Origin of the sequence: Treponema brennaborense DSM 12168, assembly GCF_000212415.1 — a bacterium.
GTDB lineage: Bacteria > Spirochaetota > Spirochaetia > Treponematales > Treponemataceae > Treponema_F > Treponema_F brennaborense.
On the sequence record NC_015500.1, the window covers coordinates 3,013,285 to 3,038,285 of the forward strand.

The window sequence follows — 25,001 nt, forward strand, 5'->3', positions numbered from 1 at the left end:
GCCTTTTTGTCTTATTGCGGGAAAACGGGAAGAGTGCTAATCACGATACGAAAGATGTGATATAATAAAAAGGGAGCATATTATGGCGGGAAAAACGATAAAACTATATATCACAGGTGATGAGCAGAAAAACCTCAAATCAGCAGAACTGAGTAATTGGACTGGTAAAGCATATATCGGCGAAAGAAAACATGTTCCAGCTATTCTAAAAATAGAAGAAATATCGAATCCGGGTATTTACTTTCTTATTAATCAAGAGCAAAACAGTATACAAAAAACTATATATATCGGTGAAGCTGATGAAGTAAATACAAGATTGAAGAATCACATAACAGGAAAAGATTGGTGGGATTCTTTTGTCGTGTTTATAAGTAAAGACGCCAATCTCACTAAAGCACATGTCAGATACTTGGAAAAACGTTTTTACCAAATTGCAAAAGCTAATACGACGGCGTTTAATCTCCGAAATCTTACCGAACCGCCGGGATCAAAACTACCATATTGTGATATCGATGATTTAGAAGAATACTTAAATAATATGATATTCATTTTGCAAAATCTCGGATTATTGGATTTTGCAAAAACAGATGAAATCGAAACGCCAAAAGAAGACAATACGAACATATTTTATATTGCATTAACGGCTGAAAGAACCGATCAATCAGGGAATCAATTAAAAGGAATGTTGCAAATAACAAAATCAGGATATAGATTACTAAAAGGATCATATATCGAAAAAAATGAAAGAGAAAGTTTTAAAAATCATTGTTATTATCCGTTACGCAAAAAAATAGAAACGGAAAGGGTATTTAAAAATTGCGATTATGAAGGGGTCTACATTCTTGATAAAGATATCGATTTTAATTCATCTTCTGCAGCAGCGTCCATTGTCAAAGCGAGGGCAACAAATGGTCCGAAAGAGTGGAAACTGCAAAATGGAATGACTCTGGATGCATGGGAAACAAAAGAATTCTAGTTAAAATATTAGTATGAAAGGAGCCACCATGAACGTTCTCGTAGTTTATCAAAGCAACACCGGATTTACCGCGCAATACGCCGAATGGATCGCGCAGGCGCTCGGCGGCGAAGCCAAACCGCTGAAACAAGTGACGGCATCCGAAATATCCGCAGCCGGTATGGTGATATACGGAGGCTGGATTTTCGGCAACATGATATCGGGACTGAATAAAATGACCGGACGCGGCTGTAAACCGGCAGCCGTTTTCGCCGTGGGAGCAACGCCCGCAAGCGAACGAATCTCGCAGGCAATAACGGAAACGAACAAACTCGGCGACACGCCGTTTTTTTATCTGGAAGGCGGGTTTCGGACGGACAAACTTTCATTTTTCCAGAAGATACTGCTCAAAATGGTAAAAAAAATGGCTGCACAAAAAGAAAACAAAACGGAACAGGATTTGTTCATGGAGCAAACGCTGGGAACGTCTTTTGACCGTTCGGATAAAAAAACGATTGAACCGCTCGTAACCTACTGCAAAGGCCTGAACGGATAAAAAATTCACGCGAACATTTCCCATTATTTACATTTTCTTTATTATTAAAAAAATAATTAGTTCTTTTTTGTAATATTTAGTTTTTTTTTGGTATTTTATGGTTTTCAAGAAAATATAATATATTCTTTATATCACAATAACGTAGGGAGACGTTTATGAAAAAAGTTTTGATCACTGCACTTGCCGCAGCCGTATTTTTTACGGCAGGCTGCAAATCGGCAACCCTGAAAACCGATTCGGAATTACCGATCTTCGGTACGGATGCGGAAAAAACTTCCGCGGGCGGCAAAAAAATATGTATTCCGTACGCAGACGTAACGGGTTATTACGGATACGTAAGTTCCGGATCGTTACCGGACGAAGTCGCCAATGGCAAAAATATACGCTATTTATATTTATGGCTGCCGTTCACCGTCCCGGAACTCGGCGTCAGGATGGCATCCCCGGCAGTGGGAATTCCGGCGGAAAAAGACTTCGTTGAGAACACATGGGAAACGGACGCCCAAAACAACCGGTTGTACTTTGATCCGTGGATCCGCCTGGAACGGGCGGTGGATATTATCGACCTGGAAGACATTCCGTCCAGAATCAATTCCACTAAATGGCTTACGTACGGCACAAACGACGACAATCCGGAAATGCCCGCGAATCCTGCCGGCAAAAAATACAATTCACTGCTGCGGATCTCAAACGATCCGAGAAATCCGGCGAAAGCTTTAATTCGCGGACTGTACCGAATCGGATTTACCTGCTACAAAACGGGAGACGTACAAGGATCTTTTATCGTGCAAGTCGGAGCGCCGGTCAAACTGGCCGGCGCCGTTATGGTAAAAGAGAAGACTTCCCTTTTACCCGCTATTCAGGCTGCGGAAAGTGCGGAATAATTCCGTTCCGAACCAACCACCGAAGATCACTGAAGGCAGCCGGACAGTACATATCGGCCGCGCTGCCTGACGCTGCCGGGCAAGTGATTCGGCACACCGCCGCTCGGATCAGTTGCCCATTTTTTTAACGCACGACCGGCAGAATGCCGGCACCTGCGTTCGCTTTTATAAACGCAGGCAGTGTGTCGGCGTCCGCCGCTTCATACCGATACGGAACGCTGAACGGTGCGGCGGCGAGCGTTGCGAACTGATCCGTACGCCCTTTATTTGCAGAATTATCGCTGTCGCCGGCAGCAAAAAGGCTGCCTTTCGCGCTCGTCCCCGTCGCTCCCGAATACGAATATTTTATATTGCACCCAAAACAGTTCTTTTCGGCATACACGGCCGCATTCTTTCGGACGCCGATTGCGTACGAATTCGCATACGAGGCGGAATCCGCGTCGTAATAATTGTTGAAAATATGGATGTTCGTCATGCGTACCATCGGCAGCCGCTGTACGCAATTATAATAATAGTTGTGGTGCAGCGTTACCGTCCGCGTTACGGACAGGCTCTCGGAATCGGAGGAACCGATGAGCATCGTTTTATCGTGATTCATGAATTTGCAATACGAAACGGTGATATTCCGACTGTTTCCCTTTATATCGCACAGTCCGTCGTACGTCTGCCATTTGACGCCCGGAGTCCCGCTTCCGGTCTTTACCTTATTAAAGTTGCTGAAAGAATCGGCGAACGTGCAACGATCGATCCAGATGTTCGAACTTGTCCCCTGAATGCAGATTCCGTCGTACTCCGCGTTAAAGCCGTCGTTCTTTTCCATATCGGGAAACGGATCGTATGCATCCCGAATCGTCATATTGCGTACGGCTATATTCGACACACCGGATATGCTGATCGTACCGCCGGCGATACCTGAGTCGGAAGTCAAACCGATAAGAGTCGTATTGGACGCGACGGAAAGCTGTATCTGTGCTTTCCACGCCTTCGACAACGCAGCCTGATATCCGGCCAACGCCGAATCCGAAGAACCGTCGGCCGAATCTTTGCAAGACGCCGCGTACGCAGTTCGCCAGGAAGCGTACGTCGAATACAAGCCGTCGGTCTTTTCCGCAATAAGCGCATCCAGTCCCGCCGTACTGTCGTCGTATACGGAAGGCAGCATTCCGCCGCTCATATCGATCATACCGTCGACGTAAATTACTTTACCGCCGGATTTTGCCGCGGCTATCAGGGCGGCGCGGTCGGATACGGTAACCGCGCTTCCGCCGTATCCGCCGAAATTCGACTTTGCTCCTACCGAAGCCCAGCCGGTCGGCGCGTCGGACGCACGGATTTCCACCGAAACGACGGTGCCGCCGCTTTCCGCATCGTTCGCCGCCTCCAACTGAACGCAGCCGATGCAAAACAGCGCGGCGCATACTGCAAAGAACACTCCCTGACCGTGCATGATTATTTTCCGTAACCGACTCATATTATACTCCTCGTATTTTCAATTCCATAATAGAAGAATTCCGTTGTGTTATGCAGACATATTTTTGTAATAAAAAAACCGATTTATGGAACGGACGACCGTACGGGAGGAGCCGATGGCGGCGGCGTTTTATTGCACACCGCACACCACCGCCCGGGAACTGCGCATATCGGTAATACGCGGATCGGGAACTGCACGCGGACCGATACCCGCGCCTTTTACTCGAAAATCGCCGGATCCAAATTCCACAACGAATCGGAAGGTCCGTACGCGCCCGTATCCGTATTGAACACGCGATTCATGATGAGGTTTCGGTTTCCGTATTCGGCCGCATACACCGCGTCCGATATCGTGCCCGCGTACGGAACGCCGGCAGGAGCGCGAAATCCGCTGCCTCCGTACGTTTTCCAGCCGACGTTCATATTTCCCGCCGCATCCGGCGCACGATATTCCGGCTCGTTGCCCACTGACCACAACGGAGCCTGTACGGTTCCGGTTACCGTCGTATTGACGACGGCGGCCTGATCATAGTAATCGGTGTCAGCGTCCTTTGCCGTCGCGCGCCGGCCGAACCAGTTGCCGCCGCCGTGAGCAGCCTGCACCGTGCAGTTCAGCAGAACGTATCCCTTCGGCACGAGCGCAGATGAAAGGCTTCCCACGCGCGTTTCAAAAACGTACGACGCGCTGGCGGGAACGGCGTCTTTCGACGTGTCGAGCATCACGATATCGCACTTTTCAAACAGCGCGACGTCCGCGTATCCCCAGATAAAATCCGTGTCTCCTTCTATATGGCAATCGTAAAACCAGTTTTTGCCGGTCGTCTGAATCGTATCCTGAAAACCTTTGAACGAACAGTTATACGCAGCCAATTTTTTACCCGCACCGTTTGCAAAAAACAACGCTTCCGACTGGGCCGTTCCGCCGATATTCCGATCGTACGCATTCCGAATCGTCAGATTTTTCAGCGTCAAATCGGATCCCGACCAGTAAAACGCCGCCCGGCCGTGCGTTCCGCCGTTGTACGCGTTGCAGTTGATACCGACGATTTCGCATCCGGCGCCGCGTGCGTTTCCGGCAGGTCCCGCAACCGTAACGTTTTTTCCGCCTTTGTAGCAGATAATTTCACGATACGTACCCGCTTCAAGCGAAACGACCGCCCCGTCGGCCGCGACGTTCAGCGCAGCCTGCAGCGTCCGATAATCGGCGGCGACGGACGTTCCCACTTTTAAAGCGGCGGCGTTCACCGGTACGTACGCGGCGCGCGTCGTAAACGCCCACCGTTTTTGCTCCCGATCAAAACCGGTAAACGGCTTGCCGTTCACCGTTCCGCAAATCGCGCCGTCGGGAATCACGACGTAATACGAGCCGCCGTTTTCAAGCGCGCCGTAATGCGGTTTAACGTACACCGTATTTCCGTCAATCTGAACCATAAAATCCTTGAGCAGATATGAAGTCGTTTTTCCCGTTCCGTCGGGAATTTCAACGGTTTCACTTCCGATCCGTATCGTATCAACGAGCGCACCGCTCGCCGCATCATACAAATACACCGCGTCTTCAACTAAAACGGGCGGTCCGTCGAACGTGATTGAAAGCACGTCGTCTTCATACACACCGGCCGTTCCCGGCTGCGGATAAAACGCCGCATACGATCCGTAATCGGTATCGGTCAGCGTTAACCCTTTCGACACAGTGCAGCGGAACAGCTTCCGGACGGATGAATCGGCCGCATTGGAAACCGTAACCGCCGCACTGCCGACAGCAACCGGCGTCATCGTGAAACCGGTTTCCGTCCGCTCAACGCGAACCGCCGCGCCGTCGGCTGACACGCTGAAATCGCACGCGGTGCCGGCATCGTCGAACGCTTCAACACGGAATTCCGCCGCATCTGTACCCGTTCTTACATTCCAGTTATTTTCATTTAACAAGACAAACGGCGTACTGTCTTCTTTAAGCGTAATAAAATCACCGTTCATAGACGACAGTTTGAGCGCCGCGCGTCCGGTATCAAGCGAACCTATTTTAAACGAATACAATTCAAAGCTGTCGCCGTTGGTATAGATACCGAACGAACCGGCGGAAATGGTTTCACCGTCTTTGATCGTATAGGACGTTTTACCGCTCTTATTGAACGGAATACCGTTGAACGAACCGGAAATCGTTCCGCCGTCATACTCGCAGCGGATAACGTACGGCTGATCGGAACATACCGCGCTCCATACCGACGTGTCGCTGACCAAACTGCCGAACTGCAATCCTTTCGGCGTTAACGCCGTTCCCAGCTGATTGCGGCCGTTCCAGTTGACGCCCGCGTAGTAAAAATTCTCCTCACCGGAAGCGGTTTTTCCGATTCGGCACGCGACGCCGAAATTCTTGTTTTTCCCGCTACCTTTCGCCGTCGGCCGCACCACGGCTTCCGCATAGAATCGATCGCCGAATTGCTGCGCTGCAGCAGCGGCTGCTTCCGGCGCAAGCATCAGTGCAATCCCTTCCGCGGGATTTTCCACAACGAGCCGATTCCCGACAACGAAAACGGTCCCGCCCGGAACCGTCCATTCGTATCCGGCGAACGAACCCGTAAATTCCCGCGGCGTTTCGTCGTCCTGCGAATCCGAATCAGTCCGAGCGCGTCCGTTTCCGGTGCTTCCGCAGCCGGCCGTAACCGCGCATAAAACGGCGGCGCATACAAGCACCGCACGGATAAAAATCGGCCGCCGAGCGGCTGCCGGTATGAATTTCATGTTTCCTCCGATTTTGCGGCAAATCCGTTCCGCCGCAGCTGAAAAGCGAGGCCGCCCGTTAAGGCAGCCTCGCAAGGATAGGATCTATGAAGAACTCTATTGCAGAGTTACTTCCACCTCATAAACGTTCACCCCGCCGCCGCCGGCAGCTTGGAGCGAGTACGTACCGGGAGCCAGTTCGACGGTACTCCGCACCGGAGATCCGGGAGCGGGAACTTCCGCCGCCACAGTGCCGTCGCCCGTTTTGAATTCAAGCGACCGCACGGCGCTGTTTGAAGAACTGCAGCACACCACCGCTACGGAAGCTGTCGAAGGAACGGTAAACGTTACCGTATTGAGCATTCCGCCCAATTTCAACCGCCGCGAATACGCCGTACCCTCGACCGTTTTATTATTCGCATCGACAACCAGTTTTGATTCCGCCGGATTCGGAACGTTCAGCGTAAAGAAGCCGTCCGTTCCGGCTTTCGTTCCGCCGGCAATATCCGCGTTCAAATCAAGTTCCGACGCGTTCAGCACGTACACGGCTGCAGCCGCAGCAGTAACTTCGGGTTCCGCCGCACTTTCGGCAGCCGTACCGGTCGTTGCGCAGGAAACGAACAGACATCCGGCCAAAACGACCGACACAGCGCCTGACAATAATTTTTTCATCGTATCTCCTCGTATAACTTTAAAGTAATGCAAAGAACGCCGCATTTGCGGTTATTTTGTGATACTTATATCGTGAATACGGACAACGTTCGTTCCACCGAAATAAACTTTTACCGTATCCGTACCCGTATAAGACGCTTCAAGCCAAGCTCCCGCAACGGGAACCGAATTTTCGGGCCCGAACGTAGTGGTACCGTTGACCGTTATCTGCGCCGTCCTGTCCGATTTGTCGGTGGAAGAGTTCGCCGCATAAAACATTTTAGCGGTAAACGGCCCTGCAAGCTCAGCGTACACCATATCCGCTTTTGAAGGTTCTACGGCACCGACCGAACCTTCACCTTTTGCACTCTGCGCCGTGTTGATTTTGTTGTAAGATCCGCTGGATGAACCGTTCGATAAAATGAGTTGTATTCCGGTTGGAATCGAATCATACCTTATCACCGAATCGGTACCGCCGACGGTAACTTTCGCAACGCTGCCGTCGCTGCCATCCGTATCTGATCCCGTTTCCGCTGCTGCAACGAACGTCACCGCAGATAAATCCAAATCGGAAAAACTCCACGCGTAGGTAGTGGGCGTCGGGGTCGGGGTCGACTCCGAAGACGAATCACCGCCGTTTCCGTTATCACAGCTTACGAGATACCCCCCCCCCTATCGTCAAAACCAGCAGACACGCCAAACCGATAAAACCTGAACGATTTTTCATCAAATCCTCCTTAAAAATGAAAACGCTTGATGTTTTATTATTTGCCGGTTTTAGGGAACTATACCGGAGACTTTTTGGACTTTCACGCCCTCTATAAATCTAAAATGAGAAAAAAGTTCGTTATGGAGAAAAAGACGCCGGTTACGACGATTCGCCGTGCGGAAACGACAGCGGAATCCAAGTCTTATCCAGCGTAAACACGATATCGGTATCGCTGTAGTGCCAATAATTGCGGATGTCGCGAATCATCGCCTTGCGCACGACGTCAACGCGCTTTATGGGAACGTCGTGTTTCAGATACACGTGCACGACGATATACAACGTGCGCCCGCGCTTGGTGGAATACGTTTTAAATCCGGCCAAATCATACGCGGCGACGTACGGCCGTATCACCGCGTCGAGTTCCTGCTGAATATCGACCGGCGGTGCGGCGGTCAGCAATTCCTGAATATTGTCGCCGAGCTGACGAACGAATTGCGGTACCAACAGGACGATAAAAAGCAGCGTCATTCCCGAATCGATGTACGGAATCACAAAGGCCGCCCGGGTCCGCCGCAACACGAAGATACAGCAGAACGCGGCGAGCACCGACACGCTCAAAAGCGTGTCGTTCACCCAACTTTTTGCCTCGGCCGAAAGCACCGGCGAATCGGTTTTCTTTGCGGCAATCCGTAAAACGACCGAAACGGCCGCGCACACGCAAACCGAAATCAGCGTGTACAGCGCCGCGGATTCCGCGCCGATTACCGCGCCGCCGCCGAGCAGCGTCTTTAACGCGGCGTACGCAAGCGCGCAGTTCATCGTCAGGATAAACATCGTCCGTATCACGATGAACAGCGGCTCGAACGAGCCGTAACCGAACTGGAACTGCCGGTCGTCGCCGCGCTTTACCAGCTGCACCACGCGTGCCGAAATCAGCGTAAAAAAGCTCGACGTAAACGAATACAGCGCGTCGAATAAAACAGACTGGGACTTCGAGACGAACGCGAAGAACAATCCGCCCACCGCGAACGCAAAGTTGACGATCGTAACGAATTTGATAAGGGATATTTCGGAAAAAGGTTTCGATTTTCTCATAACGGACGGACACCCGCGCGGACAAACGGCTGCCGACGATGCCGGACGTACCGGATAAATCGGCGGCAGCAAAAAACGGGGCGTCCTCACCGCGCGAAAAAGACGTCCCCGGTTGTAAAATGTTACATCAAGGCTTCAATATCGAGTTCGCCGGCAACGCACGGAACGGTAATCGCCCAGTTTTCAAGAACGGCCGGATGCACTTCGCCGAACACGCCGACCGCGCTGCCGTTTACCAGCAGACGCGCCTGACGGCCCGGAATAAAGCGCGGATCGTCGGATTCTTCCACGCAATATTCGTGATCCAAAAAATGCAGCAACGTGGCCACTTCGCTCGCCACCGTGTTGAAGTTCGCGTCACCGGCTGCGGTTACAAAGCCCAAACTTTGGCGCGTCCGGGTGCCGGTTACTTCTTCGCCGCACAAAAACGCCACTTTACCTATTTCAAAAATCTTGTGCGGATAAATCGCGTTGCCGGAACCGGCTTCGGCTCCCAGCAGGGACGCGATAATCGACGGGCGCACGAACTGATAATTTTCGCTCATCGGATTTGAGATTTCAATAACGTCTTTTCCGTCGATATTCATCCGGTCGATATAATCGCGTTTCGAGCCCAAATAGTTGAAAATCATTTCCTGATAACCGAGTCCCACCATGAGCGTCTTCGCTTTGCGGCTGAACAGCGTTACCGGCGACAACCGTCCGATCGTAAAATCGCGCGGTTTTTCGGGTGCAAAGTACGACAATTCCATACCCATCATAACGTCTTCTATAACGTCCACTTCGTGCAGAAAGTCGTTGCGGTACGGCGGCGGCAGCACCGTCAGAACCGCATCGCTGCCGGCTTCCACGCTGACCGTGTTTCCCATGCGTTCCAGCGCTTTTTTCGCCTCGGCGGCGGAAAGCGAACTGCCCAGCACTTTATTGATCGCGTGCAGCGTCGCGTGCGCCGGTTCCTGAAAATAATACGGCGCCACAATCGTTTTGCCGAAGCCGGTATCGTAGGGATGCTCCACTTTGCACGGTAATATCGTATAGCCGGCGTCTGCAAAATCGCACGCCACGATGTTCGTCGCCAAAAGCAGCGACGGCATATCGGTACCGGTCATTTCAACCAGCAGATCCGAATCGCCGACTTTTACCGCTCCCAGCGTCGCACTGTTGATGATCGGTGCCATCGACATGACTTCGCCTTTATCGTCTTTCAGAAGCGGGAATTTTTTTGCATCCTTTAAAATCCAGCCGAAATCTTTGCCTTTCGGATGATCGCTCAGAATCTGCCGGCACGTCATGGGCTGATCGCACTGAAGCGGTACGAACGACGTTTTATCCGGATCGACGGCAACGTAATGAACCGGCCACTGAATCAGCGCCGAACGGTACACACCCATCGAAATGGAACGGCGCTTACGTCCGAAGTTCCAGCACAATTTTTCCTGCGTTTGGATAATATCAAGCAACATCGGTTCGTCGATCGGTTTTCCGGAAATGACGAACGCCGTCATAAACGGCCGAACTTCTTTCAGCGCCGGGTCGACCGTTACCGTCCGGCTTCCGCAATCGGCCAACGTACCCGGCTTGGACAGAAACGCCGTATAGTCCGCGTGCGTGCCGCCTTTGTGCAAACGCAATTGACGCGCGACGCCGCCGGTGGACCACAAATCCGGACGGTTGGTATCGTTCAGTTCTATTTTAATGACCCGATCATCCGCATTTACCGACATATCGGGTTTTTCATCAAGTTCCGCCTTGCCGCACGTCAGACGGTTTTCAAGCGTATCGTAATCGTATGTTTCACCTAGCAGGTTAAAGAAAAGTTTTTCATTGACTTCTATTTTAGGCATGACAGCACCTCTGTAACAATATTTTATCATTATAGCAAAACGGCTGTCGGTTGTCTATCAGACGCGGCAAACCGGCATTTCAGGCTGAAATTCCGAACCGAAATTCCGACGGAAAGCGAACTGAATTACCATTGAAAGCCGGCAGGCTGAATGCCGTTTTATTTCATGCGAAAATCATGCGATACCCGACTGAAACGTATTCGGCTATCGGAAGACGCGCAGACCGCCGATGACTGCCGGTAATTTACCATTTAACCGGAACTGCTTTGAGCTGGCTCTATAAGTATCCACTTACCAACCGAATCTTTGAGTTCATACTCATCATTATTTTGTGAATACACCATCAAAGAACATACTGTCATTATAATTAAAAGTATCATTTGTTTTTTCATATTAAAAGTTCCTATTAAACACGGCTTTTCCGCATTCTATGCTTCGCACCCTTTCACCCCCTAACGCGGATGCTATGCTAAAAAACACAGTGTTCCCCGATAAACAAAACGCTTTTCCGCTCCCCCAAAGGAGTAGGTTCTTACAGTCTTAATCTTATTCCGGTTCATCGGGTATGTAGAAAAACATGGTATCATCAACTGGTTTTGTTATGATAATTTTTCCTTCTTCATTAACTGAAACAATCCAATCTGGAATAATTTTTTTTCCTAAAGGAATTGGAAATTTCCCGGTATTCGCCTTACGTTCTACGACACCTATATAATTTTTAACAGTAAAGAATCCTCCATCTGGATGATCTTTTCTTAATTCAAAATTACTAAATGAGTTACCAACAGCCCCTTCCATATGGACTATGTCAATAATTTTTGTATCATTATTCCCATCAGGTTTATTTATTCTGCTAGTTGTATAAATCATGGTTTTAGCTGCAGTTATATTAATTCGAGGAGTAATGGATATAAGGTAAGGAAAATTCATAGAATCATATGAAATGAAGTAACCTCTACTTCCATATTTTTTATATAAGTTACTCATTTCTTCAAATGTTACAATTTTACCAATACACTGTTGTAAACCATCAATATCATCCTTAAAGAAATAATTATCAACAATTTCTGTAAATGAAACTTTTAAATAATCTTCTGGATTTATTTCTGGTTCCTTTACTGCCTCTTGTTTTTTGGTACATCCAAAAAACAAACTCAAACATAATACTAACAAAAATACGACTTGTTTTCGTTTATTTGTTATACGTTCCTGCATCATTCTTTGCTCCTTTATTTCATTAATGGCTCAACATTTTTCTTCTTTCTTTTTGGGGCGTCTTTTCCAGGGCTCAAGCTTCGCACCCTTTCACCCCCTAACGCGGATGCTATGCTAAAAAACACAGTGTTTCCCGCATCAGTTTTCTATATCCAGATATTTACCGTAGACCCAGCCGTCAGGATAACCCTCGGCGTCAACTTTATACCAGTAAGTGGAAATATATTCATCTATTGCTCACTTGCAGGACTACCAAACATAAAAGTAACGCCATTCTTCTTAATAAACCGAATATCTTCAGCATTATATGGTTCTGCAACCGGATTATTTGCTAAGTATACGCGTTCAACCTTTTTAAAATCTAAATCATCTGGAATCTCGGTTATATTATTGTAATAAAGAGCTAAACCTGTTGTATAATCAAATATATCTTGAACTTCATACAAACTATTTACATTCATAAATGCGTATCCAAAACCTTCCAAATCATCAGGTATTTGTAAATTTGAAATATTATAAATCTTAGTTTTTCCAATATTTAAATCAGTTAAATATGTATTAGTTAAATTTGGTAATTCTGTAATATTCGTTCCCATAAGTGATAAATAAGTTAATTTTGGCAAGTTTTCTAATGCTGATACATCATGTAAAGTTTCAATATTACATATAATACGTCTTATTGAAGGAGCCTCTTCAATTCCATCAAGAGTTTCTAATAAAGTTCCTTCATAAATATAAAGACCTCTGAGATTTGAAAAACCTCCAATACCTTGCAACGATTTTAAAAATTTATTATTTGTAAGTGATATATTTTCTATTTCATTTCTTTGCTTTTCTGTTAAACTTTTTGCAAACAAAACAAAGTCTTCCATCTCTGTAAATCCGTTGTTTTCTAAATCAATCTGTTCAATTGTATTAAATCCTTTAATTTGATAGTTTCTTTTTCTTCAACAGATGATACACTTGAATCTTCTACTTGCTTTTCAGCTTGTGATTCAATATTACCTATTTCCTTTTTTTTACACCCTATACAAAATAGTAAGACTACCAACATCACACTTATTACGATTTTTTTCATTACTTACGCTCCTTATAATTAAAATTATATAAATTCATAGGATTTTCTGAATAAATACTATTACTTAAAATCAGTTTATCACACCTTTTCCTTTTTTCCAATTTTTTTCTGTTTTACGAAGGCGCGAGGGATCGAAGCGGAAATGAGCGGACGCGGCGTAAACGGTAAACAGCGAATGCCGAATGCCGGCAATTTTCTGCAGCGGTGGGCGGAAAGGGGCGCCGATGCAAATGCGACGCGTACGGGAATTACAGCGGAGAGCCCGACCCGAGCGGCTCGGCCGGAAAGGGAAACGGAACGCGGTAATTCGCAGCGCCGGACGTATGAGGAAATGCAAAAAGGCAAAAGTACAGCAGAACACAATGATGGGAATCTTCCAGCCGGGAGCGGAGGGGCGCGCCCGAAAAAAAACGAATCACCGACAGAACATGACACACCGCTGTCATGTTTCGGTGCGTATACTAGTTTAAAAAAGCAGGCCGAAAGGTGATACTTTCGTTTGACTTTTACGGAGGTTTCCATGATAGAATCAAGATGCGGTATCCGTTGCAGTGAATGCGGATATAAGGAGCAAGTCCGCTGCGCAGGGTGCACGGCAATACGCAAGCCGTTCTGGGGCGAATCGTGCCCGGTAAAAACCTGCTGTGAACGAAAGCAGTTGGCGTACTGCGGAGAATGCGCCGAATTTCCGTGCGCACAATTGAACAGTTTCGCGTACGATGCGGAACAGGGCGACGGCGGCAAACGGATCGAACAATGTCGGATATGGAAAAACACATGAGCGGTAAAAAAGGAACCTCCGGTATGAAAATATACGAACCCGACGACAGTCTGAAAACACTGTACACCAGTACCAAACGGAAACCGTTTTTCGTAACCGTTCCTCGAATGAATTGCATCGCTTTCAAGGGAGCCGGACATCCGTTTCAACTCGCCTGTAAAACGCTGTTCACCCTTTCGTACGAACTCAAATTCGGGATAGCCCGGAAAACGCTGGATACCGATTACGCCGTCAGTCCGATGGAAGTAAGCTGGTATCTGGACAAAAGTACGCCGCAGATTGCGTTTTCGTGGACTATGATGATCGTACAGCCGCCGTTCATCACGGCGGAACACGTACGGCGGGCAAAAATGATCGCGGCCGAAAAAGGAAAACGGATAGACGAATCGCGTGCGGAGTTTTCGGTAATCGAAGGCGGACGCTGCGTTCAGGCTTTTCATCGCGGCGACTACAACCGGATGAACGAAACCCTCGGCACGATGATTGCATTCGCGCAGGCACACGGACTGCGGCACGAGCGGTATACGCACGACGTATATTTGAACGATTCGCGCAAAACGCGGACCGAAAATCTTAAAACGATCATGAGACTCGGCGTAACCGGCGACTGCAATCGGCAAACCGGCGGCTTTTGTCCACGCGAGCACGAATTTGCTTAGCGGGACGCCGCGTTCACAAGGAGACAGATATGGCATTCGATTTCAAGAAAGAGTACAAAGAATTTTATTTACCGCCGCGAAAACCGACGCTCGTCGAAATTCCGTCCATGAATTACGTTGCGGTGCGCGGTACCGGAGACCCGAACGATCCGGCGGGCGAATATCCTGAAGCGATCTCGCTGCTGTACGGCATCGCGTTTACCCTCAAAATGAGTTACAAGGGGCCCCGGAAAATGGACGGTTATTTTGAATACGTCGTCCCGCCGCTGGAAGGATTTTGGTGGCAGGACGGAATTGCCGGCGTAGATTACGCGCATAAAGCGTCGTTCAACTGGATTTCGGTAATCCGTCTGCCGGACTTCGTCACACAGGACGATTTCGACTGGGCGTGCGGCGAAGCTTCGGCAAAAAAGAAAAAGGATTTTTCAAAGGCGTATTTTTTTACCTATGAAGAAGGTACGTGCGTACAATGTATGCATGTCGGGCCGTACGACGCGGAACCGGAAACGGTCGCCGCAATGACGCGATTCGCCGCGGAAAACGGATACGTCACCGATATTACCGACTGCCGGTTTCACCACGAAATATACCTGTCCGACCCCCGAAAATGTTCGCCGGAAACACGGAAAACGGTCGTCAGGCATCCGGTAAAAAAACGCTGAAACGCGTGGCGTGCGGTGAACAGGCGGCACAGTACGCGGTCGCGGTCGTGGTACGTGGTACGCGGTCGTGGTCGTGGTCGTGGTACGTGGTCGCGGTACGCTGAACGCCCGGTGTCGCATTATACCGAGCGTCCGGCACCCGCACAGCGGTATTATTATTTACAAACACCCTGACAGATGATATTCTGTATAAACATCAAAACAGTCCAACAGTCAGGGAGTATCGTATGAAAACCGGCAAAAAAAGATCCGTCATTGCAAAGATAGGAGGCGCCGTTCTTATCTTTTTTGCCGTCCTTCTCGCAGCGTTCTGCGTCTGGGCACTATATTGTGTACTGGACACGTACGATCCCGTAAACGCGTTGCCGGAACCGTTCGCCGCGTACGTTCAGACCGACTCGATCCGGCAGGCGGCGGAACCGCTCCTCGACTTGCAGGCCGCCGACTTGGTTCTCGCGACGCCCGAATTTTCGGGATTCCGCGAATCGTTCATCAATCTGCGCGCGTCCGGCTTGCGCCGGAACTTTTTCGTTAAACGGATTCTTTCCCGCAGGGTAGACGCGGCGCTTTACACCGAAAACGGCGCCGAACCTCGGTATATTGCCGTCATCAAAATGGATCTGCTCTCGACGCTCACCCGAATCTCCCATTTTGCCGCGCCGTTTCTGAACGTTCCCGGCCTCGTCTACGTCAGTTCCGCCTCTTATTCGGGATTTGAATACCGGACGGACGCCGGAACGTTCTTCGTAAAACCGATGAAAAATCTGCTCGTCGTAACCACCGATCGCGAACTCCTGCAGCAAAGCCTTGCTTCGCTCGAAACGGGAACCGCGAACCGGCAGGCGCAAACCGTTCTGGAATCGCAAGCGGCAAATCCCATCCGCATAGCCGTAAACGCGGAGAATCTGTTCAATCTTTTTCCGCAGGACAATCCGCTGCTCGCAAAACTGCGCGCTTACATTCCGGCGGAAAGCTTCGGTACGGTGTCGTTCGGCATAACCGATGAAGAAATACGGCTGAACATTCAAGTGCCGTTCGCCAATCCCGAACCCGGCGATCCGTTCGAGCCGATTTTGACCACGCCGTCCGCACTGCCGGCCGTATTGCAGCGCCTGCCCGAATCGACGCAGTATTACACGCTGCTCAACGCCGGCACGCTTGAACAGATCAAAAACGCCGCCGTTCCTTTTTTGCCCGACGCACTGCGCTTCGACTCCCTGTGGAGCAACGCCGATTCGATGTGCCGGTTCCTGTTTTCCATTCCGCTTGAACAGCTGATTTTCTCCTGGACGGGAAAAGAAATCGGCGTTCTCGGGCTTGAAGGCAAAAACGATCCGGTTTTCGTCCTCCAGATAAAGGACGAACAGCGGCGGCAGGAAATATTCAATACGTTTCTTTCTTCTATTATAATACAGAACGGAAACAGTCTGATTTACGACGGCGTGCGTATTCCCTGTCTGCAAATTCCGCAATTCTTTCAAAACCTGTTGTCCGTGTTCGGCGTAAAATTACCCCGCCCGTATTACCTGATACAGGACGGATTCATTTATTTTTCGGAATCTCCGGAAAATCTTTCCGAAATATACACCGCACGCAGCAGAAACGCACACATCCTGAAAAATAAAAACTGGACGGACGTTTCGGCTTCCGCACCGACTGAAATTTCGGCGAGCCTTTTTTACGATCTGGAACGGAGCCTTCCGTTCTTTGCCCGCGGTAAATCGCTCCCGTCGGATATTTTCCGCCTGTACAACATCGGGCGTTGCGACGTCAATGTGAAAAACGGAATCATTGCGTGCAGCCTGACCGCGCAGGCCAAGCGGAATCCGGCGGGAACGCTCGTACACGGATATCCGATGCAGCTGGAGGGCGCTCCCGATCCGGCGCTCATTCTTACCGAATCGAAGGGCTCCTCCCGCGTCTATTGGATTGAAGACGGAACGAACGTTCAGCAGCTCGACACCAAGACGCTCCGCCGGACAACCTACGTGTTACCCGAAAAATCGTTCCTCGTAAAATCCGAAGCGGCCGGCAGCGAAGTATGGGCCGTAACCGCACAAGGCGCCGTGTACCTGCTCAACGGAGAACTGCAGCCCGTACCGGGATTTCCCGTTCTTACCGGAGAAACACCCAAAGCCGACGGCAGCGTGCTGAACGGTTCGCTCGTATTCCCCGCCGCCGGAAATCTGCTGTGCAGCGTTTCACCTTCGGGAACGGTCGCAAAAATCGCCGTACCTGCGACGGGTTCGCTTATGTCGAAACCGACCGTACTCGGTGCACGCGCCGCTGTATACGCCAAAGGATTTACCGGCGAACTGTTCCATTTAAACGCAAACGGCGAACCGGCGCCCGGCGAACCGCTTAAAGTAAACGGTATCGCATTCGGGTCGCCCGCGCTGGCGGACATCGGCGGCGCGCAGTATACGGCGTTCGTCACGCAGGCGGGAACCTTTTATCTCTGGAAAAACGGAATCCCCGCCGACGGCTTTCCGATAAAGCTCGACGGCGTTTTCTACACGAACGTGCAGGCAGGCGGCCCGTATTTTTACGCGCTTTCAGCGGACGCAACCGTACACCGCGTCGACACGGGCGGCGGCGTACTGAGCGTTACCGTTCCGAACTACAAGGCGAAATCCGGAACGCTCACCGTCACCGACTGCAACGACGACGGCACCGCCGAAGTTTTCGTCAGCCCGGACGGCAGCGTCGTTTACGGCTTTACCGCCGATCTGGAACTGCTCCCTTCGTTCCCCCGCCCCGGATGGGGACGACCGGTGTTTACCGACACTACCGGCGACAAAAAACGGGAAATGATCGTTTTGACCGCCGATAAAAAACTGACCGCATGGAAGATAGCACAATGAACGCACTGAAAAAATTTTTACCGGGAGCCGCCGCGGGAATGCTGATTTGCCTCTGCGTTTCCTGCGCCTCGATTCAACAAGACGTGTACGTTTCAAACCTCGATCCGCAGGATCGGCTGCCCGTAACGGAAATGGAACGTGAAATCATTCTGCAGGACGGCAGGCTGCTCGCCGCCGCCGGTACGCAGGAAGACGCAAGCGCCGTCATAGCCCGTATCGACGCGTTGCTGGCGAATCCGTCGCTCAGTGAAAACGCACGCGGCAGATTGTACGCGCTTAAAGGACGCGCGTTTCTTGCCGAAGGCAAAACGCAAGACGCCGCCAAGCAGCTTAAAGCCGCGCGGCAAATCAATCCCGGCGACCCGCAGGTTCTCATTTTGGAATACCGGCTCGATCCGTCGATTCCGATCGAATCCCGGATGGAACTCAGCGACGACACCGCGCCGCTTGCAATCGAATCCGCCGTCGCGCGCTATCGGGAAGGAAAGTATGCGGAAGCGGCGGCGGCGTTCGACGCAGCGTTCATCGCCCTCGATCAGGTTTACGCCGAAGCGTACGGACCGCTGCGCGATACGGCCTGGGCGCTCAAAGACATTCGTTCCGATAAAAACGTCAAACCGGACGCCTCGTACGCCACGCGCACCGAACTTTCCGCCGGAGAACTGGTTCAAGTCATACACGATCATTCCGATTTATTTTTGAACGAAACCGGCGGCAAAAAAATGAGCACAAAAGAACTTTTCAGCCGTCTTTCGTCGCTGAATCTGTTCACGCCGGTTTCCGCCGGAACCGCCGCCGTCCGGCCGGTCGCTCAAGAACAAATCGTTACGCGCATCGTCTGCGCGCGTTTTTTGTGGAACCTGTACACCGTCCGTACCGGAAAACGTGCCGCCGCCGCCGCGTATTCCCGCGCCTACCGCAATGACGCGCACAGTGAAAGTCCCGTCCCCGACGTTCCGCTTGATTCACCCGATTTCGACGCCGTTTTAGGCTGCGTCGAAAACGAAATCATGGAACTGCCCGACGGTATCCGGTTTTTTCCCGATCGGACGTTCAGCGCCGCGGAAGTCCTCGGTTGGATCAAAAACCTGAAATAAAACCGGCGTGTCACGCAGTGCGGAAAACAAGCCGCGCCGGTGACGCCGGCAACTTCCGCACTGAACGTTATGCCGATGTTTTCCAGCGTAAGGATGCGCATCGTCAGCATACCGGCAACTTCCGCACCGTACACTTTCGATTCCGCGTTATCGAATTTCAGCGATTGAATAAATCGACGGTACAAGTTATACTATGCTAACTTTTATACGCGTATAAATTAAACATCGCATCGTAATTAAGGAGAGAATGTGACCGAAATCGTAAAAATTCTCAGCGCCTGCAAAATCTATTCCATGGGAATACAAAAAAAGAATTCCCGCAGAAAATCAGTGGACTTGAGCGCGGAAGTTCACGCACTCAACGGAGTTTCCGCTGTCATCGAAAAAGGCGAATTCACTGCAATCGCCGGTCCCTCCGGCAGCGGAAAGACAACGCTTTTAAATCTTATCGGCGGACTTGACTCAATCACATCGGGCGATATTTTTGTTGACGGAAGCGGACTTGCCAAAATGAACAAAAAGCAGAAAACGCTTCTGCGCCGTGAAAAAATCGGATTCATCTTTCAAAGCTACAATCTGATTCCCGTTTTGAGCGCGCAGGAAAACGTGGAACTTGCCCTGCAGCTTTTAAATCGCTTTTCAAAAGAAGAAGTAAAAGAGCGCGCATGGTCCATTTTGAAAGAAGTCGGACTTGACGGAATGCAGGACAGAATCCCTTCCCGTTTGAGCGGCGGACAACAGCAGCGCATTTCAATTGCGCGCGCACTTGTAAAAGAGCCTGCCGTCATTCTTGCCGACGAGCCGACGGCAAACCTCGACTCAAAGAACAGTGCAATGATTCTTGACCTGATGAAAGAATTGAACGAAAAGCACAGCATAACCTGTATTTTTTCGACCCATGATCAGCTTGTAATGCAAAATGTCCGCCGCATAATCCGCCTGAAAGACGGAATGTTGGACGAAAAATAAATCGGAGTATAATTATGATATTAAAAATGGCATGGAAAAATATATTCCGATATAAAAGGCGGACGCTGGTTACGGCAAGCGCAATTGCATTCGGCGTGCTTTTTACCGTTTTGTTCGACGCACTCATTTTCGGGATTTCAAACGAAAGCGAAATCAACATTCTTGAATATGAAACTCCGGGAGCAAAGCTGTTGGCAGACGGTTATTTTGAAGAAATCAAAAAGCTTCCGATGGACTATCTTATAGAAGAAAACGATTCGTCAAAAATCATCTCGTATCTTGAGTCAAAGAAACTTCCGTACACAAAAGAGATTCAGACAGAATGTGAAATCTACTTTAATGAAGACTATTTTGAAACGTCGGGAAGTATGGCAGGAATCGTAAGCGCGCTTGACTGCGAAAAAGCAAAGGACGTTTTTTCACTTCATGAAAGCATTGAGTCAGGCACATGGCTTAAAAAAGAAGCGGACGGAAGCGCCTGCACCGGTGCGGTTGTCGGAAGCTGGATGGCAGACGATATGAAAGCTCAGCCCGGCTACTTTATTACCGTTCAGTGTAAAGGGCGCGGCGGTTTTTCGCAGACAATCGACGTTCCGATTATAGGAATCATTCACTGCCCCAACATGGCAATAAATTCCTCGTATATTTTTATGGACATCGACTATATCGACGAAATGCTTGCTATGGAAAAAGCCGTTACCGCAATAGATGTAGGGCTTGGAGGCGGCGGACTTGCCGACAGGAATTTCAAGCGGTTTTCTGCTGAAATTAAAAAAACCGACCTTTTACACAACGGTCCGGAACTTAAAAGCTGGCGCGACATTCAGGCGGACATTCTTTCTGTTGACGATATGTATTCCTTATATTGCAATGTTATAATGGCATTTATGTTCATAATTGCCGCAGTCGGAATCAGCAACACAATGCTTATGAGCGTAATGGAACGGCGCAACGAAATTGCAATGCTTAAAGCAATGGGCTACAGTTCATTTTACGTAAAACGGCTTTTTATGTGGGAAGGCGTTTCTATCGGAATTGTAGGCTGTATTATAGGCTGCACCGTCGCCTGCCTTCTGAACATTCCGCTTTCTGCAAAAGGCATTGACTTTACATCGACGCTTTCTACCGTGAGCTTCGGCTATCGGATTTCGGGACTTATAAAAAGCGGCTGGGACATTCCGGGATTTATCCGCGTAACGCTCGGTGCTTTACTTGTTGCGGGAGCCGCAGCCTTTATTCCGACAAATTCGATTTTAAAAAAAGAAGTTGCGGACATATTCAGAAAAAACTGACGAATAAGGAACGGAATTATGAAATCGGGAAATATCAGCCTTCTTTTTATGATGGCTTGGAAAAACATCAGGCGCAACAAACGGCGGACAATACTGACCGGCGGCGCGCTTTTTTTAGTTACGCTTTTTGTTACGTTATATATGGCAACGGAGTACGGTTCTATGGACGATATGAAATTCAACATCGTCCATAACAAAATGGGCGTCGTCCGCATCAGAAATCCGCTCTACACAAAAAACGAACGTATCAATCCGCTCAGCCAGTACATCCCGGATACGGCGCACGTCGTAGAAAAACTGGAGTCGTTTCCGGGCATAACGCGAGCCGAGCCTAAAATCGTTACGGGAGCGGCTGTCTATCAAAACGAAGACACAAAAACAGTCAGCCTTCTCGGAATCGATTTTGCAAACAGCAATTACTTTAAAGACAAAGATATGCAAATTCTAAGCGGCGATCTTGCGCCGCTGACACAACAAACTGCACCGCTGACACAACAAACTGCACCGCTGACACAACAAACTGCACCGCCGGCAACACAGTCAAACGAAAAACCAAAACGCAGGTGCGTTGTGACGAATCACTTTGCCAGAACGTTCAATCTGAGTGCCGGCGACAAATTCACCATTATGACGCAGACGGCACGCAACGGAACGAACGGCTGCACGCTCACCATTCAGGCGGTAGTCCACCTTTCTGACGGAGATTACGCGGGCGACTTTATCTTTATGGATTTTGGGCAGGCTTCGTCCCTGTTACGGATGAATGGAAACGCAACAGAAATCCTCGTCTTTACGGATAACTGGCAGGATATTGCCGAAACAAAAAAACTTGCTGCCTCCTTAAAAGAATCGGAAGATTTTTCCGATCTTGAAATCATTCCATGGGTTGAAGGAAATTCATTTTTGCAGTTTTTGGAATTTACGGATCAGATTTATTTCATTTTTGCGCTGATTTTTTTCGTCCTGTCAGCAATCGTTATTTTCAATTCCTCAATGCTCAGCGTTATGGAGCGCAAAAAAGAAATCGGATCCCTTTTATCGCTCGGAATGGGCGGCAGCACCGTCGTGCTTTTATTTCTTTTAGAAACGATTATAACATCTGTAATCGCCACGGTTTTCGGCTCCCTTACCGCTGCGGTTTTGATAAACATCACGAACAAAACGGGAATCAACTTAGCACAGTTCTCTGCGTTTAACTCGTACGAAGGATTTAATATAAAAATGATTTTATATCCGAATCTGACCTTCGGGCGGTACGTGGAATTTGCGCTTACCGGATTTTTAACGGCCGTAATCGCGTGCATACTGCCTGCAAGGATGGCGCTCAGCGTCCAGCCGGCAGAAGCGCTGCGCTCAGAAAATTAAAACAAATACTCGGATTGAAACAGGAGAATTACAAATGAAAAAATTATATGCATTTATGCTGGCAGCGCTCACCGCCATATCAGCTGCATTTGCCGCGGAACTTTCAATTGAAGAAATCATGGCAAAATACGACGCCAACACAGATTATAAAACGTCCAAAATGAAAGCGACGCTTTTAGTAACAGACAAGTTTGGAACTGCAAAAACAACATTTGAATCGTACCAGCGTAAAAACAACGACACGCTTATCATCGTTGCAGACGGACCCGACGCGGGACAAAAAATTCTGCGACTTGAAAACTCGGTATATTTATATTACCCGGACGCGGAAGAACTTATCCGCCTGCAAGGAAGCGCGCTCAAAGACAGCATAATGGGTTCTGATTTCAGCTATGAAGACTTAACGGAAAACGACGGCACGCTTGCGAATTACACAGGCGAGCTTTTGGGAACGGAAACAATCGACGGCGCGGAATGCTATCACCTTATGCTCACGGCAAAAACGAAAAAACAGTTATACCAAAAACAGGAACTATGGATTGACAGCACGACGTTCGTCGGAAGAAAAGAAATAATGTATTCTGCAAGCGGAAAAGCGCTCAGCGAAAGCACTATGACCGATTTTAAAAAAGTCGGAAACTACTACGTCGGAATGAAAGGACGCATGGTAAATCTGCTGAAAAAATCAAGCGTTACGGAAATGTCAGTTTTATCCATTGAATTTGACACGCCGATTTCCGACAAAATATTCTCAAAGGATGAACTCGCATGGTAAAAAACACGGTAAAAAAATCGTTTGCGTTTTTATCCGCGCTTGTCTTTGCAGCGCTTGCGTCGTTCGATGTATGTGCGGAAACGAAAATCGGTGCGGAAATCTCGCTGAACTCCGGCTGGATGCACATACAGTCGCCGGTTATTAAAAACGATGACTTTTGGTATTCGAGCGCACAAGCCGGACTGAAAATCGACACGGCGTTGTCTTCTTCTGTAAAAGCATATCTTGAAGGACGAGTCGATATTACTTCCGTGCCTGAACTGATAAACCCGGAAGCCGGAAACGCAGTTCCTGCGGCGTATCAGGCAAACTGGACACTCCGTAAAGCGTATATGAAATTCCGTCTGCCTTGCGGACTTCCGGCCGGAGAAATGCGCATTGCCGCGGGAAAAATGCCTTTATCTTGGGGATACGGCTTATTTTACAACGCAGGCGACTTGATTTTTGGAAGCGACCCGCTCGGCACGGCGGGAACTGATGCAACAGCTGCCGCAGACGCAACGTCACTGACCTTTTCCGCATCCTCGCTTTCTGACTTTAGAACGGCGACAGACTGGATTTTTGCGCTTACCGTTCCCCTGCTTAATGGAATTCAGATTGAAGTCGCGGCACTTCCGCCGATAGAAACAGCATCAACATACGGTTTTGGACGCTTTGGCGGACGCGTACAATTCAACACGGAGTTTGCAGCGCTTGAAAATATCGAAGCAGGCTATCTTGCGGAAGGAAACGCCGCAGTTCAAAAAGCATATCTTTCTTTAGACGGAAACCTCTGGCTCGATTACAATGTAAACGTCAGCACAGCTTTTAAAAAAGACGACGGCTTTGACAAAGATGAAATGCAATGCTCGGTTTCCCTTGCAAAGATTTTTTACATACAGACAGACGTCCGAAATCATCAGTTGCAGCTCAGAGCCGAAAGCCTCTGGGCGCCTTTCACACAAAAACTCGGAGTATTCAGCTTTGCGTCCTACCAGATAACGGAAAAACTATCCGTTTCAGGAACGTATCTTTTCTGCGCAATAAACGGAACCGGCACAGCAACCGGTGGCGCTGCAACCGGAACAGACAAGAAAATCGAAGACAATGCACACTTCGCGGGAATCGCGATTGCATGGGAACCGATAAGCGCGCTGGAACTTTCGCTTGAAGGAATGCTCAATGCGCAAAAAGCAGACAAACTTGCAAGCGTAAGCGCAGGATTAAAATACAGGTATTAAAACCACCGGAGCTTTTTCCGCGCAGGAACGTTTTTCTCGCTGGAGCGTTTTTCTCACTATCTCCGCGCCGGTGGACACGCCCCACCAACACGTTCCATCTCCGCGCTATCTCCGCACCGGCGGACACGCCCCACCGACATAC

At 49.3% G+C, this 25,001-nt stretch carries 23 protein-coding genes; 13 read left to right on the forward strand and 10 right to left on the reverse strand.

What is annotated here, in order from left to right; all coding sequences use genetic code 11:
* Positions 1-82 precede the first annotated feature (82 nt).
* From TREBR_RS13135 to TREBR_RS13145, 3 genes are all read left to right on the forward strand, one after another.
* Positions 83-976 carry a GIY-YIG nuclease family protein gene (locus TREBR_RS13135; RefSeq protein WP_013759657.1) on the forward strand — a complete coding sequence of 298 codons (894 nt, stop codon included), beginning with the start codon at positions 83-85 and terminating at the stop codon, positions 974-976.
* A 28-nt stretch (positions 977-1,004) separates the two neighbouring features.
* On the forward strand, positions 1,005-1,511 hold the full coding sequence (locus tag TREBR_RS13140) for a flavodoxin domain-containing protein (RefSeq protein WP_013759658.1): 507 nt from the start codon (positions 1,005-1,007) through the stop codon (positions 1,509-1,511).
* A 155-nt stretch (positions 1,512-1,666) separates the two neighbouring features.
* Entirely contained in the window at positions 1,667-2,395 is a 729-nt protein-coding gene (locus tag TREBR_RS13145) for a Lipl32 family lipoprotein (protein ID WP_013759659.1), read from the forward strand.
* Between the two features lie 124 nt (positions 2,396-2,519).
* On the opposite strand, the gene TREBR_RS13150 is transcribed toward TREBR_RS13145, so the two are convergent.
* The 10 genes from TREBR_RS13150 to TREBR_RS13195 form a co-directional block, all read right to left on the reverse strand.
* The gene (locus TREBR_RS13150) at positions 2,520-3,866 is read right to left on the reverse strand and encodes a pectate lyase family protein (RefSeq protein WP_013759660.1); all 1,347 of its coding nucleotides are present in this window, start codon (positions 3,864-3,866) and stop codon (positions 2,520-2,522) included.
* A 218-nt stretch (positions 3,867-4,084) separates the two neighbouring features.
* Positions 4,085-6,604 (reverse strand): pectinesterase family protein, encoded by a 2,520-nt coding sequence (locus TREBR_RS13155; protein WP_013759661.1) that lies wholly within the window; start codon positions 6,602-6,604, stop codon positions 4,085-4,087.
* Positions 6,605-6,700: 96 nt separating this feature from the next.
* Positions 6,701-7,255 carry a hypothetical protein gene (locus TREBR_RS13160; RefSeq protein WP_013759662.1) on the reverse strand — a complete coding sequence of 185 codons (555 nt, stop codon included), beginning with the start codon at positions 7,253-7,255 and terminating at the stop codon, positions 6,701-6,703.
* A 51-nt stretch (positions 7,256-7,306) separates the two neighbouring features.
* On the reverse strand, positions 7,307-7,801 hold the full coding sequence (locus TREBR_RS13165) for a hypothetical protein (protein WP_013759663.1): 495 nt from the start codon (positions 7,799-7,801) through the stop codon (positions 7,307-7,309).
* A 301-nt stretch (positions 7,802-8,102) separates the two neighbouring features.
* Entirely contained in the window at positions 8,103-9,038 is a 936-nt protein-coding gene (locus tag TREBR_RS13170; protein WP_013759664.1) for a cation diffusion facilitator family transporter, read from the reverse strand.
* A 122-nt stretch (positions 9,039-9,160) separates the two neighbouring features.
* Positions 9,161-10,882 (reverse strand): phenylalanine--tRNA ligase subunit beta, encoded by a 1,722-nt coding sequence (gene pheT, locus TREBR_RS13175; protein ID WP_013759665.1) that lies wholly within the window; start codon positions 10,880-10,882, stop codon positions 9,161-9,163.
* Positions 10,883-11,133: 251 nt separating this feature from the next.
* On the reverse strand, positions 11,134-11,274 hold the full coding sequence (locus tag TREBR_RS14380) for a hypothetical protein (protein WP_013759666.1): 141 nt from the start codon (positions 11,272-11,274) through the stop codon (positions 11,134-11,136).
* A 154-nt stretch (positions 11,275-11,428) separates the two neighbouring features.
* On the reverse strand, positions 11,429-12,100 hold the full coding sequence (locus TREBR_RS13185; protein WP_041610470.1) for a hypothetical protein: 672 nt from the start codon (positions 12,098-12,100) through the stop codon (positions 11,429-11,431).
* A gap of 227 nt (positions 12,101-12,327) precedes the next feature.
* The gene (locus TREBR_RS13190; RefSeq protein ID WP_013759668.1) at positions 12,328-12,969 is read right to left on the reverse strand and encodes a leucine-rich repeat domain-containing protein; all 642 of its coding nucleotides are present in this window, start codon (positions 12,967-12,969) and stop codon (positions 12,328-12,330) included.
* Positions 12,970-12,989: 20 nt separating this feature from the next.
* On the reverse strand, positions 12,990-13,175 hold the full coding sequence (locus tag TREBR_RS13195; RefSeq protein WP_013759669.1) for a hypothetical protein: 186 nt from the start codon (positions 13,173-13,175) through the stop codon (positions 12,990-12,992).
* 520 nt (positions 13,176-13,695) lie between these two features.
* Between TREBR_RS13195 and TREBR_RS13205 the strand changes: the two genes are divergently transcribed.
* From TREBR_RS13205 to TREBR_RS13250, 10 genes are all read left to right on the forward strand, one after another.
* Positions 13,696-13,956 carry a DUF3795 domain-containing protein gene (locus TREBR_RS13205; RefSeq protein ID WP_013759670.1) on the forward strand — a complete coding sequence of 87 codons (261 nt, stop codon included), beginning with the start codon at positions 13,696-13,698 and terminating at the stop codon, positions 13,954-13,956.
* Complete coding sequence (locus TREBR_RS13210) at positions 13,941-14,615, forward strand: GyrI-like domain-containing protein (RefSeq protein WP_169310643.1); 675 nt, start codon at positions 13,941-13,943, stop codon at positions 14,613-14,615. The genes TREBR_RS13205 and TREBR_RS13210 overlap by 16 nt, the downstream gene beginning before the upstream one ends.
* A gap of 29 nt (positions 14,616-14,644) precedes the next feature.
* On the forward strand, positions 14,645-15,277 hold the full coding sequence (locus TREBR_RS13215) for a GyrI-like domain-containing protein (protein ID WP_013759672.1): 633 nt from the start codon (positions 14,645-14,647) through the stop codon (positions 15,275-15,277).
* 227 nt (positions 15,278-15,504) lie between these two features.
* A complete protein-coding gene (locus TREBR_RS13220; RefSeq protein ID WP_013759673.1) occupies positions 15,505-18,141 on the forward strand; it encodes a hypothetical protein in 2,637 nt (878 codons plus the stop codon).
* On the forward strand, positions 18,138-19,238 hold the full coding sequence (locus TREBR_RS13225; protein WP_013759674.1) for a hypothetical protein: 1,101 nt from the start codon (positions 18,138-18,140) through the stop codon (positions 19,236-19,238). Before TREBR_RS13220 ends, TREBR_RS13225 begins: the two co-directional genes overlap by 4 nt.
* Positions 19,239-19,487: 249 nt before the next feature.
* Positions 19,488-20,207 (forward strand): ABC transporter ATP-binding protein, encoded by a 720-nt coding sequence (locus tag TREBR_RS13230; RefSeq protein ID WP_013759675.1) that lies wholly within the window; start codon positions 19,488-19,490, stop codon positions 20,205-20,207.
* Between the two features lie 26 nt (positions 20,208-20,233).
* Complete coding sequence (locus TREBR_RS13235; RefSeq protein WP_169310644.1) at positions 20,234-21,499, forward strand: ABC transporter permease; 1,266 nt, start codon at positions 20,234-20,236, stop codon at positions 21,497-21,499.
* Between the two features lie 162 nt (positions 21,500-21,661).
* A complete protein-coding gene (locus tag TREBR_RS13240; RefSeq protein WP_169310645.1) occupies positions 21,662-22,864 on the forward strand; it encodes an ABC transporter permease in 1,203 nt (400 codons plus the stop codon).
* A gap of 34 nt (positions 22,865-22,898) precedes the next feature.
* On the forward strand, positions 22,899-23,639 hold the full coding sequence (locus TREBR_RS13245) for an outer membrane lipoprotein-sorting protein (RefSeq protein ID WP_013759678.1): 741 nt from the start codon (positions 22,899-22,901) through the stop codon (positions 23,637-23,639).
* Positions 23,633-24,859, forward strand: coding sequence for a hypothetical protein (locus TREBR_RS13250; RefSeq protein WP_013759679.1), 1,227 nt, complete (start codon positions 23,633-23,635; stop codon positions 24,857-24,859). The genes TREBR_RS13245 and TREBR_RS13250 overlap by 7 nt, the downstream gene beginning before the upstream one ends.
* Positions 24,860-25,001: the final 142 nt, after the last annotated feature.